Genomic DNA, 13,378 nt, shown 5'->3' with positions numbered 1-13,378 from the left:
GGCCCGGGTTCAGGACCCGGTCACCGGCAGGATCACGGGTCGATGCCTGCGCCCACGCCGAGCTGCCTGACCTGCGTGTCGCTCAGGACACCCTGGTAGGCCTGCACCTCGTCCACGTCGCCGTGGAGGTACTCGGTCCAGCCGTCACCGGCCTTGGCCCGGCCGACCTGGAGCGCGCCGGAGCTGTGCCAGCCGTTCGGGAAGTCGGCCGTGTCCCCGCCTCCGAGCTGTCCGTCGACGTACAGCCTGATCGTGTCGGCCCCGTCGTCGTAGACCACGGCGAGACGATGGCCGAGGCCCTCACCGCCGTCGGCGCTCTCGACCTCGGACACCACCTTCTCCGGGGCCCCGGCCTCGTCCTTCTCGGGCATCACGAGCTGCCAGGTGTGCGTGGACGGCTCATAACGCACCCGGAAGGCGTCGGTGTGCTCGCCCGCCTGGGAGAGCACGGTCATCGCGTGGGCCGGCTCGGAGTCGGCGAGGCGCACGACGACGCCGAGGGAGAAGCTGTCCCCGGTGTCCACGGCCGGCCCGTCGGTGGCGGCGTACCCGGTCTCGCCGTCCAGTTGCAGGTCCGCCCCGTCGGTCAGCGCCGGCGGCACGGGGGTGCAGTCCGGGTCGAGCTCCGGGATGCAGGAGTCGTCGGAGCCCTGCCGGATCGTCGCGCCGCCGCCGAGCCGCAGCGGCGAGCCGCCGTCCTTCTCGGGGCTCACGCCGCCCGTCGCGCTCTCCAGCGACCAGTGACCGAGCCGCTTCGGGGCGCGGTGGGCCAGTTCGGCGACCTCGGACGGTACGACGACCCGGTCGTGGACCTGGACGTCACCGACCTCGCCGTGCCAGCGGTCGCGGTACCCGGCGGCACCGCGCGCACGGCCGATCTGGAAGGCGCCGGCCGCCTCGGCGGGCGTCGCGTCCACCGCGGTGCCCGTCTCGCGGCCGTTGACGTACAGCCGCGCCGTGCCGGTCTCCGCGTCGTACAGCCCCAGGACGTGGGCCCATTCGCCGGTCTCGGGAGCACCGCCGGAGACCCGCGCGCCGCCGATCGTGAACGACCAGGCCGGACCCGAGTCCTCGGCGCGCAGGCCGAGCGCGAAGCCGGGCGCGTCGGCGTCCGTGTCCTGACTGGCGACCGTCATGGTCCGGCCGGTCTCGGCGGGCCGCACCCAGGCACTGACGGCGAAGGACTTGCGCAGGTCGGTGGCGGGGGCGTCCGGGGTGAGGAAGCCGTGGCCGCTGCCGTCCAGCGCGACGGAGGAGGCGATGCCGGCGCCCGCGGGCGCGGGACCGCCGAAGGTCACGCCGGTGCCGGCGCGGGCGGCGGTGCCCGTCTCGGCGGCGGCCGACCCGGATCCCGCCGGGTCGGTCAGCTTCCAGCGGGCGACGGGGGCGCGACCGGACTTCACGTTGAAGTCGTAGGTGGTCTGCCCGCTGCTGCGGCCGGCCCGGTCGATCGCGCGGACCTGGAGGTACTTCGGCCCGCTGCTGAGGGGCAGATACGGAATGGTCACGGGGTCGCCCGGCTCGGCCGCCGAGACGGTTCCACCGGGCCCGCCGAGAAAGTAGTACGCGTACGAGACCACGTCGTCCGAGGGCGAGTCCACCGTGAAGTGGCCGTAGACGCCGACGCCGTCCACCCAGTACTCCTGCTCCGGGGTGGGGTATTCGGGCGAGGTGACCGTCGCGTTGACCGGATTCACGTCGTCGAACACGAACGAGCAGACCGAGCCGTCGCCCTCGTCGCTCCACGCCGAGGTGGCCTTGCCGTCGTTCGCGCGGACGTGCCAGGAGACGGCCGTGTTCGCCGGGATGTCGTCGGGCAGGGTCCAGTCGTGGCGTGACCCCGACCTCTTCGCGAGGCCGGTGTAGGCGCGGCGCTGCTCCACCCCCGCCGCGTCCGTCCACCAGGCCTCGAACTCACCCTTGACCGGGCTGACCTCGGAGGGCGGACTGCCCCCCTCCGAGTCGTACAGCACCGCGCTGAGCCGGGGCCGCTCCGCGACGTACGCGATGCTGTCACCGCTCCCGCACGCCTTGCCCCCCGACGTCAGGTCCTGCACGAGCGGCTGCTTCGGCGGCAGGTTGTCCACGGCGTACGCGGTACCGGCCGTGGTGGTCAGCAGCGCCACCGCGCAGCACCCCACCGCCAGCCCCCCGCGTCCGACCGCCCTTCTGAGATCCTTCAAGTCACCCTCTCCTGTTGGCACTTGGGGCTCGCTGATCAAGCGAGCCGCATGAACCTAACAGAGGCCACCGACAGGACGGAAAGGGATTTCCCCGGGCCTCAGTCCAGCACCGGCAGCAGTTCCGGCAGGTGTCCGTCCGAGGCGGCGGCCGCGCGCTGCCGCTCCTGGGAAACCTCTCCGTAGAGGGTGGTGCGGGGCCTGGCGGGGCGGCCCGCGGCCTCGGCCACCGCGATCAGGTCCTTGACCGACATGTAGGAGCCGTAACGGGAGCCCGCCATACGGGAGATGGTCTCCTCCATCAGCGTGCCGCCCAGGTCGTTCGCGCCGGAGCGGAGCATCTCGGCGGCGCCCTCGGCGCCCAGTTTGACCCAGCTGGTCTGGATGTTGGGGATGTGCGGGTGCAGCAGGAGGCGGGCCATCGCCATGACCGCGCGGTTGTCGCGGGCCGTCGGGCCGGGCCGGGCGATGCCGGCCAGGTAGACGGGGGCGTTGGTGTGGATGAAGGGGAGGGTCACGAACTCCGTGAAGCCGCCGGTCTGCTGCTGGATGCGGGAGAGCGTGCGGAAGTGGCCGAGCCAGTGACGGGGCTGGTCGACATGGCCGTACATCATGGTGGAGGAGGAGCGGATGCCCAGTTCGTGGGCCGTGGTGACGACCTCGATCCAGGTCGCCGCGGGCAGTTTGCCCTTCGTCAGGACCCAGCGGACCTCGTCGTCCAGGATCTCCGCGGCGGTGCCGGGGATGGTGTCCAGGCCCGCCTCCTTGGCCGCGGTCAGCCATTCGCGGATGGACAGGCCGGTGCGGGTCGCGCCGTTCACCACCTCCATCGGGGAGAAGGCGTGGACGTGCATCCCGGGGACCCGTTCCTTCACGGCCTTCGCGATGTCGAAGTAGGCCGTGCCGGGCAGGTCCGGGTGGATGCCGCCCTGCATGCAGACCTCGACCGCGCCGACGTCCCAGGCCTGGGCGGCACGGTCCGCGACCTGCTCCAGGGACAGCGTGTAGGCGTCGGCGTCGGTGCGGCGCTGGGCGAAGGCGCAGAAACGGCAGCCGGTGTAGCAGACGTTGGTGAAGTTGATGTTGCGGGTGACGATGTACGTGACGTCGTCGCCGACCGCCGCCCGGCGCACGTCGTCGGCGATCCGGCACAGGGCGTCCAGCGCCGGGCCGTCGGCGTGCAGCAGCGCGAGGGCCTCGTCGTCGGTCAGCCTCGTCGGGTCGTCGGCCGCGGTCGCCAGGGCGGCGCGGACGTCCGTGTCGATCCTGGACGGCACCATCCCCGGGGCCGCGGCCTCCTTCAGCTCCGCCCAGTCGCCGTACACGGTGTCGAAGTCCTCGCGGCGGTCGCCGGTACGGCCCTCGGTGTCGACGGTGCGGTGCAGATCGGTGCGCCCCGAGGAGGTGAAGGCCTCCTCCGGCTCCTGCCACGGGTGCCCCTCGACCACCGCGTCCGGCAGCGCGAGGCCCGTCTCCGGGTCCGCGAGCGCCCGTACGTGCGGCAGCAGCCGCGGGTCCAGCCAGGGCTCCCCCCGCTGCACGAACTCCGGGTAGACGCAGAGGCGTTCCCGCAGTTCGAAGCCCGCCTCGGCCGACCGTTCGCGCAGCAGCTCGATCTGCGGCCAGGGGCGCTCCGGGTTGACGTGGTCGATGGTCAGCGGCGAGACCCCGCCCCAGTCGTCGATCCCGGCGCCGATGAGCCGGGCGTACTCGCCGGCGACCAGGTTGGGCGGCGCCTGGAGGCAGGCGGACGGGCCCATGATGTGCCGGGCGACGGCGACGGCGGCGATCAGCTCGTCCAGCTCCGCGTCCGGCATGCCGCGCATCGCGGTGTCCGGCTTGGCGCGGAAGTTCTGGATGATCAGTTCCTGGATGCCGTGGTGTGCCCGGGCGATCCGGCGCAGCGCGAACAGGGAGTCGGCGCGCTCCTCGTACGTCTCGCCGATGCCGATCAGCAGCCCGCTGGTGAAGGGGACGGAGGAACGGCCCGCGTCCTCCAGGACCCGCAGCCGCACGGCGGGTTCCTTGTCCGGGGAGCCGAAGTGGGGGCCGCCGGGTTCGGACCACAGCCGGGTCGCGGTGGTCTCCAGCATCATGCCCATGGACGGGGCGACGGGCTTCAGCCGCTGGAAGTCGGTCCACGACATCACACCCGGGTTGAGGTGCGGCAGCAGGCCCGTCTCCTCCAGGATGCGGATCGAGATGGCCCGTACGTAGGCGATCGTGTCGTCGTAGCCGTGCGCGTCCAGCCATTCGCGGGCCTCGGGCCAGCGGTCCTCCGGCTTGTCGCCGAGGGTGATCAGGGCTTCCTTGCAGCCGAGTTCGGCGCCCTTGCGGGCGATGTCGAGGACCTCGTCCGGGGACATGAACATCCCGTGGCCGGCCCGGCGCAGCTTGCCGGGGACGGTGACGAAGGTGCAGTAGTGGCACTTGTCCCGGCACAGCCGGGTCAGCGGGACGAAGACGCTCTTGGAGTACGTGATGACACCGGGGCGGCCGGCCGCTTCCAGGCCCGCGTCCCGCACCCGCGCGGCGGAGGCGGCCAGGTCGTCCAGGTCCGTGCCGCGGGCCTGGAGGAGCACCGCGGTCTCGGCCGGGTCGAGCGCGACGCCGTCCCGCGCGCGTCTGAGCGCGCGCCGCATGGAGTTCGCCGTCGGCCCGGATCCGGGAGTCGCGCCCGTTGCGGAGGTCGTCATCCTTCGAGCATACGGTCGAGGTGATCAGGTATCGCCTGGCGTGCCCGGTTCGAGCCGCACGGCATCTGTCGGTCTCCCCGAAAGCCGTCGATTCCCCTGGTGTGCACTCGCGTTCACAGCCTGCTCCCACAGTGGTCCGTGGCACTTCGCGTCACTCATGTCACTGTCACACCCGACTCCGGGGGGAGCAGCAGTATGTGCGAGGACGACCACGGCATCGGCAGGCGCGCTCTGTTCATGACGGGAGCGGCTGCCGCCCTTACCTTGGGAAGCGTGACCTTCGCCGGCGGTGCGCACGCGGAAGCGGCGGACGAGAAGGAGACGAGGACGGTGCGCGGCACCCTGCCCACCGGCTCCCCCGACTTCGTGTACCTCCCGGTCGACGTACCGGCCGGGGTCGCGGAGATCCGGGTCTCCTACACCTACGACAGGCCGTCCGTCCCGGCCGGCACCATGGGCAACGCCCTGGACATCGGCATCTTCGACGAGCACGGCACGGAACTGGGCGGCCGGGGCTTCCGCGGCTGGTCGGGCGGCGCGCGCACGGAGTTCTTCGTCCGCTCGGACGACGCGACCCCCGGGTACGTCCCCGGTCCGGTCCGCCCCGGCACCTGGCACATCGCGCTCGGCCCGTACACGGTGGCCCCGCAGGGACTGGCCTACGAGGTCACGATCACCCTGACGTACGGGGCTCCGGCCCCGGCGCCGGAGCCGGTGTACCCGCCCTCCCGTGCCAAGGGGCGCGGCCGTGCCTGGTACCGCGGCGACTGCCACCTGCACTCCTGGTACTCGGACGGCCGCCGCACCCCCGCCGAGATCGCGGCGCTGGCGCGGGCGGCGGGCCTGGACTTCATCAACTCCTCGGACCACAACACGCATGCCGCGCATCCGCACTGGGCGGACCAGGCGGGCGACGACCTGCTGATCATGCTGGGCGAGGAGGTCACCACGCGCAACGGGCACGTGCTGGCGCTCGGCACCGAGCCCGGCACCTTCGTCGACTGGCGCTACCGGGCCCGCGACAACCGGTTCGGCCGGTTCGCGCGCCGCATCCGCGGGGCCGGCGGGCTGGTGGTGCCCGCTCACCCGCACGCCACCTGTGTCGGCTGCGGCTGGAAATTCGGCTTCGGCGAGGCGGACGCGGTCGAGGTGTGGAACGGCCCGTACACCCCCGACGACGAGGTCGCCCTCGCCGACTGGGACAACCTGCTGGTCGCCTCCGTGCGCGAGGGCCGCGACGGCCGCGGCTGGCTCCCGGCGATGGGCAACAGCGACGCGCACCGCGACCCCGACCAGGTCGGCTCCCCGCAGACGGTCGTCCTCGCCGACGACCTGACCCGCGAGGCGATCCAGGACGGCATCCGCGCGGGCCGCTCCTACGTCGCCGAGTCGAAACTGATCTCGCTCGCCTTCTCGGCGTCCGGTGCCAAGGGCGAACACGCGGGCATCGGCGAGCGGTTGCGGGTCGCCCCGGACACCCCGGTCACCGTCCGCCTGGAGGCCACGGGCGCCCCGCGCTGCACGGTCCGCCTGGTCACCGACCAGGGCGTGCTGTTCACGAGCGATCCGCTGCCGGTAGCGGGCTCCGGCACGGTGGAATGGCGTACGACGGCGGCCTACGCGGCGTACGTCCGCGCGGAGCTGCGCCACGAGACGGCGGCGGGTCCGGTACCGGGGGCACTGGCGGCGTTCACGAACCCGATCTTCCTGGGGGCGTAGGCGGTCCCAGGCTTTCTTCCATTTACCCCTCCTTTTCGCTGTCATTTCTTTCCGGTTCGGAATCATCACTTTCCGACACAAAGCCCGATCTCCTGGTTGAGTCCGAGACGGTCCACGACTATTCCCACGGCCGAAGAGCCGACATCCGACCTTTTCGCCGGAGCGACGACGATTCCGTTCGGCCCGTACGAGACGGCCTCGATGACGCCGACAATGCGGTTGACGCCAAGAGATAGGGATCAGCCAATCCCCGGGCCGCCGGCATGGTGGTGAATCGAGGGGCGGCGGGTTCGAACGTCGATTCCGGTAGCCGGGTCGAGCATCACTGATCACGGGGCCGGGAGTGTCGGGCCGGAGCTTCCGGTTCGAAAGTACTACGCACATCAACCGCTTCCGCGCCCCAGCCACTGCATGGCCACATTGTGATGTTCGGTCGTATTGGCCGTTGTGGATCCGTGGATCGCCTGTGAATGATCTGAGCGAGGCGTGGCACGCTCCGCCTCGGCCGACCTCGGGCGGCACAAGAGCTGCATCGGCCAATTCAACGGGAGGAAAACTCATGCGCAGGATCAAGGTGATAGCCGGCTTAGTGCTGGCCATCGGTATCGCGGTGCCCACCACCAGTGCCATGGCGCTCAGCGTCAAGGGTGGCGGTGTCACCGCCACCAGCCCGTGGAACAACGACAGCGGGCTCATCTCCGTCTACGACGGCAGCGACGACGGTGACCCGGGCAAGGCCGAGTACTACCGGCAGGACAGCGCCGGCACCCTTCGCACGCTGTGGAACCAGAGCGGTTACAAGACCCGCGTGATCTCGGGTGACGGCTCGAAGGTCATCAAGTTCAAGGCGTGCGACGACAACGACTGGGCCGAGGACGACTGCTCGGGTTGGGTCGCTCCGTAACACCGTCCGCCGGGCAGGCCGCGCCGCGGTTTGCCCGGCGGTACCCGTTTCCTCTTCAACTTGCCTTCCTCAAGAATACGGACATGCCGTGACCCACACACCGCCGATGGGCGATGGCCTTCGGGTAATGGGCTTGACCTACCGGGTCGAGGACCGCGTACTCCTCAACAACGTCGACCTCACGGTGGCTCCAGGGGAGTCCGTGGCCATCACCGGGCCCAGCGGGTCGGGCAAGTCCACACTCCTGATGTGCGTACTCGGCCTGCTCAAGCCCGACTCCGGCACGATCACCGCCGGAGGGCACCGTCTGACCGGTCTGTTGCCCGGCGCCCTGGCCAAGGCCCGTCGCAAACACCTCGGAATGGTCTTCCAGTTCGGCGAGTTGCTCCCTGAGCTGACGCCTGTGGAGAACGTCGCACTGCCCATGCTCCTGGACGGCTCCGACCACCACCAGGCCTACGAAGCCGCCATTCGACTCCTGGACGAACTCGATGTTCCCCACGGCACCACCCCCACGGGAATGCTCTCCGGTGGAGAACGCCAGCGCACCGCGGTAGCCCGGGCCTTGATCGCGCGACCGCCCGTGCTGCTGGCGGATGAACCAACCGGTGCGCTCGACCCCAAAGCGCGTGAAAACGTCGCCGACCAACTCTTCCGCGTCTGCCGCGAACGCGACTGCGCGCTTCTGGTCGTCACTCACGACCCCTCCATCGCCGAACGTGCCACGCATGCGTTTGAGCTGCAAGAGAGCATTTTCGTCCCCGTCCACCGAGGAACCCCCGCGTGACCGGCTCACATCCCGCCCAGACCCGCCGCCCAGGCCGACTGTGGATCCAGCTCCTCAGAGTCGGTCTGGCCGCGGCACGAACGACGCCCGGCACCCGACTGCGCTTTTGGGCATTGCTGGCGGCCTCGGCCGCCATGGCCCTGACCGCCCTGGCGCTTGCCACCACCACCGCCACGTTCGACGGGCGTACCCAGCGCGACACTGCTCGCGGCCCCGTCGTGACCGGCAGCGCGCGGCAAGCCACCGCCTTGTGGAAGGAGGCCATCGACTCCTTCGGCACCTCACCACACGGCGTCATCTACATCGAGCCGCTCACACCCAAGAGCCCTCCGCCTCCAGGGCTCTCCCGCTGGCCTCACCCCGGCGAAGCCTTCTTCTCTCCCGAGCTGGCCCGGGCGGCCGAGGACTACGACAGCCTCGACCGTTACGGTCACTACGCCGGCACCATCGACCCGCAGGGTCTGAGATCGCCTTCCGAGCGTATGGCGTACGTCCGCCCGGCCCATCCGCCGGCTGACCCCACAGCAGAATCCTGGCAGTACATCACGGGCTTCGGCCGGCTCTTCCCGATGAACCAGGACACCTATCCCCACACGGCGGTCGAAACCGGCGGTGTCATCGCCGTCCTGATGGCTGTACCCGCCCTGGCGCTGCTGGTTGTGGCCACCCGTGTGGGATCGGCGACCCGTGACCGCCGTAGCCAGCTCGTCAACGCGCTGGGCGCCTCATGGGCCCATCGAGCCGTGATCAACCTCGGGGAGGCCTTCGTACCGGCCGCTGCCGGAACCCTCGCGGCTCTCATCCCCACCGCGCTGCTGCTTGCCACCGATGTGCGCCTACCCATCACCGGCTACATCATCGACACGGCCGACACCCGCGGGGCATGGCCCGAACTGGTCGGCGCACTCGCCTTGTCCCTGGTCCTGACACTGGTGCTGGTCGTGATTCTGCACCGGGTGCAGCGTTCCAGGACGGCCACCCGGCCGAGCACGTCCACTTCACGCCTGCCGAAATGGCGCCTGGCCCTGTGCGTGGTCGGCGTCCTGGCGATCGCCTTCAGCCAGTACGCCCCCAAGGGCCCGGACATCGCGATCTTCCTGGCCGGTACCGTCCTGATGTGGGCCACGCTGCCTTCAGTGGTCGCCCAGCTGTGCATCGCCAACGGCAGACGCATCGCCGCCAGCGGCTACCGCAACGGGGATCCCGGCCGACTCATCGCGGGCCGCTGGACCGCGGCCCACCCGGGCGTCCTGGTGCGTCTCTCCGTGGTCTTCATCATCGGCATCGGCCTCATCAGCCAACTCCAGGTCTGGAACAGCCGCTTGGGAGACAGTGCCGCCGCCGCACAGCGGATCACCCAACGCGTCGGGGACACCCTGTACACCGTCCACAGCAGCACGCTCACCGCCGGCGCTGTCAAGAACTTCTCCCGCGACCTTCCCGAAGGAACGCATCTCCTGGTCGCGGCCACACACCCCGAAGGCGACCACCCTCACATAGATCTGACGGGATCCTGCCCCGACCTGGAGTCCCTGCGCCTGCCCTGCCCGGACACCGCACAGCGGGTCACCACGAGTGATCCCCGGCTGGAAGAACTGGCCCGGCCCTACGCGGACAACCTCACGGTCCGGGCCGTCAAGAGCGACTTGCCCGTCAGCCGGACCAACGGGTCCCTCATCGTCATCACCGACGAATCCGGACACCGTGCCGAGATCGAAAAGGCCGCCTACGCCGCCCATCCCGGCATCAACGTCGAGACTCCCGGAGAAACCTGGGTGATCGGCGCCCAACAGAAGAACAAGGTCAACAACTGGCTCTTCCTCTTCGGCGGCACCGGCCTGACACTGCTGCTCGTGGCGGGGCTGATCAGCGCCGCCGCCGAGTTCGTACGCATCAGAGCGGGGCTGGCGCCGCTGAGCGTCCTGACCGGCAACGACCAGGTCTTCCGTACGATCGCCCTGTGGTACCTGACGGTACCGCTGCTGATCGCGACCGCCCTCGCGGCCTTCATCACCAACTGGCACTCGCTGTTCTTCGTCATCTCCCTGCGCGAGGGCAGGTTTTCCTGGCAGGTCCTGGCCACCGCAGCCGCCGGCTTCTCCCTGGCCGCCGTGGCCATCGGCCTCCTCGCGGCGCGTTCCGCCCGTCGCGCCGCACCGTTCTGGAGACCAAAAGCAGACTGAAGCGTGCTGCAGAAGGCGGTGATTTCGCAGGTCAGGTCCGGGCCGCTGCTGTTCTGATCACGTGGCCAGGGCGAAGTTGCGCACGTGGGCGACGGCTTGGACCGCGTGGTGGAGGCCGTCGCCGTGCTGCCGGCGATCACGGAGGATCTTGTAGTTCTTCAGTCGGCCGATCGCATGCTCAGCCCGCGCGCGGACCGGCAGTGTTGCGGCAGGCCGGAGTCGCGCCGTCCGGCGGCGAAGCGGGCGCGACACCCGCACGGTCACCGGGCGGGTGTCGCGCTCCGGCACTCCGCCCACAGCAGCTTCCCGCCCCTGGACGCGCCCATCTCGCGCAGCACGGACACGCCCCAGGCGTCGGCGCAGGCGCGCACGAGGTGCAGGCCACGGCCGTGTTCGGCGTCCGCCGGGGGTACGGGGACGTGGGGCTGCCCGTAACCGGGCGGGACTCTCGGGTCGGTGTCCCAGACGGCGACCGTCAGCCGGTCCGGCTCCGCCGAGAGGACGCGGAGGGCGTACGGGCCGCGGGTGTGCCGATGGGCGTTGGTGAGCAGTTCGGAGGCCAGGAGCTCGGCGGTGGGGGCGAGTTCGGTGAGGTCGTGGGCGGCGAGGACGGTACGGAGGGTGGCCCGGGCGATACCGGGGGCGCGGGGATCGTGCGGGAGTTGGAGGGCGTAGGCCCACGGCGGCGATACGGTGGCCATCGGAAGTCTCCGATCACGAGAGGGGGGGGTGAACTCTCTTCGTCTCCGGTGCCCAGTGACCTGGCCGCTCCGTCGAGCGGGGTGCTTCTGGGCGAGGGCGCCTGCACACCAAGATAGGGCCCCGCAAATTAAATTTGCACGAGTTCGAGATGATCCCGCCCGACTTCCCTCGTGTGAGTGACAACTCAACTCAGCTTGCACGCTCGAGGAGTTCGCATGACCGCACGGCCTGCCCCCACAGCTCGGCGAATCCGCCTGGCAGCAGAGCTGCGCAAGATGCGAGAGCGCGCGGGCATGACGTCAACCGAGGCGGCGCGCGCCCTCGGAACGAGCCAAGGGCAGCTCTCCAACGTCGAAGTGGCCCGGTTCGGCGTGAGCCCCGACCGCATCAGGTCCCTGGCCCGCTTGTACTCGTGCCCCGATCAGGCCTTCGTCGAAGCCCTGGTCGAGATGGCGACGGACAGGACGCGAGGCTGGTGGGAGGCGTTCCGCGAGACCCTGCCGTCAGGGCTGCTCGACCTCGCCGAACTGGAACATCACGCCACTGCCGTTCGCACGGCGTACACCACCCACATCTCGGGACTGCTCCAGACCCGTGAGCACGCCCGCGAGATCTTCCGCCACGTGATCCCCGCCCCCACTCCCCCGGAGATCGAACACCGTGTCGCGCACCGCATCATGCGGCAGGACGTCATCTACCGTCCCGGCCCGGTCTCGTACCGGACCGTCATCCACGAAGCGGCCCTGCGCATCCGTGTCGGCGGACGGGAGGTGGCTCGCGCCCAGCTACGGCACCTGCTCCACATGAGCGAGCGGGAGCACATCACCGTGCGGGTGCTTCCCTTCGAGGTCGGAGCATTTCCGGGGTCGGGCCAGTCCATCAACTACCTGCACGGGCCCGTCCCCCAGCTCGACACAGCACAACTCGACCAGTTCCACGGTCCCGTGCTGCTGGACGCCGAGGCACTCTTGGAGAAGTACCGGAACCTGCTCGACGTCGTCGAGGACGCCTCGCTGAGCCCCGAGAAGTCCCGGGACCTCATCAACGCCATCGCCAAGAACCTTTAGGGGAGCCCCATGCCCAGTCACGACTGGCAGAAGTCGACCTACTGCCAGGAAGGCGACGCCTGCCTCCACGTGGCCGCCTCCGGCACCGCAGAAACGGTCCACCTGACCGAGAGCGCCGACCCCTCCCACTCCATACTCTCGGCCACCCCCGCCGCCTTCGACGCCCTTCTCCGGGCGCTCAAGGGCGACGACCGCGGCTGAACCGGTGGGACCTCAAGGCGCGTCCCGGCCGTCCGGGGTCAAGGACAGGTCGGCCACGACGGCCGCGTGGTCCGAGGGCCACACCCCGCCGACCGGGCCGTCCCCGGCCCGCCGTACAGACCGGACGTACCCGAGGCCGCCGGGGCCGGGCGGGCCGACGTGGACGTAGTCGATGCGTACGGCGGGGCTCTGCGGGCCCACGTAGGCGTTCGCCGGGTCCCAGGTGGCCCAGGGTGCCGTCGGGTCGGCGTACTCCCAGGCGTCGAGGAAGACCTGTCCGGGAACCACGGGGGACGTCTTGTATCCCCCGAACAGGCGGATCTCGTCGGAGTCCGGCCAGGCGTTGAAGTCACCCGTGACGACCGGGGGGAAGTCGGTGCCGCCCCGGTGCGCGGCGACGAACTCCGCGAGGGCGGTGACCTGTTCGCGGCGCACGCCCGAGGCGTGGATCGCCGAGGTGAGGTGGGTGGTGAAGAAGGGCACCTCGTGGGTGGGCGTGGCCAGGCGGGCGTGCAGGGCGAGCCGTCCGTCGTACAGCTCGTCGGGGGCGGGCAGCCGCAGCACCTCCTGCGCCACCACCGGCCAACGGCTCAGCACGGCGTTGCCGACGTCGACCGTGGGGTCCCCGATCCGCCGCTGCCAGCGGTCCGAGGCGTCGGAGGCCGCCCAGGTCCAGTGCATTCCGAGCTCGTCCGCGAGCCATCCGGCGAGGTTCTGGCCGCCGCACTCCCACACTTCCTGCAGCCCGACGACGTCGGGCCGCAGCTCGCGCAGCACGGCCAGGACGGCTTTCTGTCGCTCCTCCCAGGGCCCGAACCTCCACCAGAGGTTCCAGGTCACGACCCGCATCCGCAGCCACCTGCTCCCGTCGCGCGACATCGGGGACCATTGAAGCAACTCCCTTGCGCCACACACCAGCCCGGACAGGAGCCCCACGGA

Annotated in this window: 10 protein-coding genes and 1 pseudogene; 6 read left to right on the top strand and 5 right to left on the bottom strand. The window is 70.5% G+C overall.

From position 1 onward, the window contains the following. Positions 1 to 32: 32 nt before the first annotated feature. Both ACH4S8_RS21910 and ACH4S8_RS21905 read right to left on the bottom strand, forming a co-directional pair. Complete coding sequence (locus ACH4S8_RS21910) at positions 33 to 2,183, bottom strand: LamG-like jellyroll fold domain-containing protein (protein ID WP_398396442.1); 2,151 nt, start codon at positions 2,181 to 2,183, stop codon at positions 33 to 35. 98 nt (positions 2,184 to 2,281) lie between these two features. Then, positions 2,282 to 4,876: a bifunctional FO biosynthesis protein CofGH gene (locus tag ACH4S8_RS21905; protein ID WP_398396440.1), complete on the bottom strand. Its 2,595-nt coding sequence runs from the start codon at positions 4,874 to 4,876 to the stop codon at positions 2,282 to 2,284. A 195-nt stretch (positions 4,877 to 5,071) separates the two neighbouring features. Here ACH4S8_RS21905 and ACH4S8_RS21900 point away from each other — a divergent pair, with 195 nt between their 5' ends. The 4 genes from ACH4S8_RS21900 to ACH4S8_RS21885 all read left to right on the top strand — a co-directional run bounded on the left by ACH4S8_RS21900 (position 5,072) and on the right by ACH4S8_RS21885 (position 10,469). Further along, positions 5,072 to 6,595: a CehA/McbA family metallohydrolase gene (locus tag ACH4S8_RS21900; RefSeq protein ID WP_398396438.1), complete on the top strand. Its 1,524-nt coding sequence runs from the start codon at positions 5,072 to 5,074 to the stop codon at positions 6,593 to 6,595. A 559-nt stretch (positions 6,596 to 7,154) separates the two neighbouring features. Beyond that, positions 7,155 to 7,499, top strand: a complete 345-nt coding sequence (locus ACH4S8_RS21895) for a hypothetical protein (RefSeq protein ID WP_398396436.1) — start codon at positions 7,155 to 7,157, stop codon at positions 7,497 to 7,499. A 106-nt stretch (positions 7,500 to 7,605) separates the two neighbouring features. Next, positions 7,606 to 8,286, top strand: a complete 681-nt coding sequence (locus ACH4S8_RS21890; RefSeq protein ID WP_398396714.1) for an ABC transporter ATP-binding protein — start codon at positions 7,606 to 7,608, stop codon at positions 8,284 to 8,286. Beyond that, positions 8,283 to 10,469, top strand: coding sequence for a permease (locus ACH4S8_RS21885; protein ID WP_398396434.1), 2,187 nt, complete (start codon positions 8,283 to 8,285; stop codon positions 10,467 to 10,469). The genes ACH4S8_RS21890 and ACH4S8_RS21885 overlap by 4 nt, the downstream gene beginning before the upstream one ends. A gap of 57 nt (positions 10,470 to 10,526) precedes the next feature. Here ACH4S8_RS21885 and ACH4S8_RS21880 read toward each other — a convergent pair. Then, positions 10,527 to 10,664 (bottom strand): annotated as a pseudogene (locus ACH4S8_RS21880) (IS5/IS1182 family transposase); the annotation flags it as partial. Positions 10,665 to 10,729: 65 nt separating this feature from the next. After that, a complete protein-coding gene (locus tag ACH4S8_RS21875; RefSeq protein WP_398396432.1) occupies positions 10,730 to 11,170 on the bottom strand; it encodes an ATP-binding protein in 441 nt (146 codons plus the stop codon). A gap of 216 nt (positions 11,171 to 11,386) precedes the next feature. Here ACH4S8_RS21875 and ACH4S8_RS21870 point away from each other — a divergent pair, with 216 nt between their 5' ends. Continuing rightward, entirely contained in the window at positions 11,387 to 12,238 is an 852-nt protein-coding gene (locus ACH4S8_RS21870; protein ID WP_398396430.1) for a helix-turn-helix transcriptional regulator, read from the top strand. Between the two features lie 9 nt (positions 12,239 to 12,247). After that, complete coding sequence (locus tag ACH4S8_RS21865) at positions 12,248 to 12,439, top strand: DUF397 domain-containing protein (protein ID WP_398396428.1); 192 nt, start codon at positions 12,248 to 12,250, stop codon at positions 12,437 to 12,439. 12 nt (positions 12,440 to 12,451) lie between these two features. Here the strand turns inward: ACH4S8_RS21865 and ACH4S8_RS21860 are convergent, their stop codons facing one another. After that, positions 12,452 to 13,288: an endonuclease/exonuclease/phosphatase family protein gene (locus ACH4S8_RS21860; RefSeq protein ID WP_398396711.1), complete on the bottom strand. Its 837-nt coding sequence runs from the start codon at positions 13,286 to 13,288 to the stop codon at positions 12,452 to 12,454. Between the last annotated feature and the right edge of the window lie 90 nt (positions 13,289 to 13,378).

Origin of the sequence: Streptomyces sp. NPDC021080 (assembly GCF_044333225.1) — a bacterium.
Taxonomy (GTDB): domain Bacteria; phylum Actinomycetota; class Actinomycetes; order Streptomycetales; family Streptomycetaceae; genus Streptomyces.
This window is presented reverse-complemented; position numbering and strand designations above follow the sequence as displayed.